Annotated in this window: 1 protein-coding gene; it reads right to left on the bottom strand. The window is 77.7% G+C overall.

The annotated features are described in order from the left end of the window. Window positions 1-1092 (bottom strand): tetratricopeptide repeat protein (locus B351_RS16250; protein ID WP_039730880.1); only part of this gene is annotated, 1092 nt, incomplete at both ends.

The following is a 1092-nucleotide window of genomic DNA, read 5'->3' as shown; positions in this document are numbered from 1 at the left end:
GCCGGATCCAGTTCCAGCGCCTTGCGGTAGCCAGCTTCGGCCGCGGCCGGATCGGTGCCCTCCTGCAGCTGCGCCAGCAGCACGTGGCCGGCCGGTTCGCGCGGCATCGTCCGCACCGCCGCGGACACCCGGGCGATGGCGTCGGGCCCGCCGTTGCGGGCCTCCTGCAAGGCCTGCCAGTACTGCGCGGTGTCCGCCGCCTGCTGCCACTTGCGGTTGGCCGCCGCGGCCGGGCGCAGCAGCTCGCCGGCCTCGGCGAAGCGCTGCTGGCGCAGGCGCACCGAGCCCAGCCCGCCGAGCGCCTCCGGATCGCGCGGGCGCGCACGCAGCACCTGGGCGAAGCGCGCCTCGGCCACCGCGTCGTTGCCCTCCTCCAGCGCGCGGAAACCCTCGCCCAGCAGGCGCTGGTTGGGGTCCTGCTGCGCCGCCGCGCCCTGGCCGCGCAGCTGCGCGGCCTTGGCCGCGACCTCGCGGTCGTTCGGCTGCAGCTTGAGGAATTCCTCGTACAGCGCGGCGTCGCCGCGGCTGGCGTTGAGCCACAGCAGGGCCTGGCGCCAGGCCGCGCGCGCCGGGCCACCGACGTCCTCGCGCGAAGCCAGCGCGCGCAGGCGCGTGATGCCCTCGCGCCGGGTCGGCTCGCGGTAGGTCAGGACCTGGCCCAGGGCCAGCGACACCGCCGGCGCCGGGTTGTTGCCGGCCAGCCGGCGCAGGCCATCGCGCGCGCGCTCCCAGCCGTCAGGGGTGCCGGCCAGCACCTGGTAGTACTCCAGCGCCAGGTCGTCCGGCGGCGCGGCGTTGCCGAAGGCCTGGTCGTAGGCACGCACTGCCTCGGCGTAGCGGCCGGCGGCGGCGGCGCGGCGCGCGGCCTGCAGCTGGCTGGTGCCGCCGCCCCCGCCGCCCAGGGCCATGCGCAGGCGCGTGGTCTGCGGCGCGTCCGGATGCGCCGACTGCAGCTGCGCCAGGCGCCGCTGCGCCTCGGCGCGGCGGCCCTGGTTGAGGTCGATCAGGCCCAGGCCCAGCAGTGCGTCCGGCTGGTTGGGGTCGACCGCCAGCAGCTTGCGCCAGGCATCGGCGGCCAGGTCCTCGCGGCCC

Origin of the sequence: Pseudoxanthomonas sp. GW2 (assembly GCF_000283075.1) — a bacterium.
Classification (GTDB): Bacteria; Pseudomonadota; Gammaproteobacteria; order Xanthomonadales; family Xanthomonadaceae; genus Pseudoxanthomonas.
The sequence above is the reverse complement of the archived record's forward strand: the minus strand, read 5'-3'. Positions and strand labels throughout refer to the sequence as shown.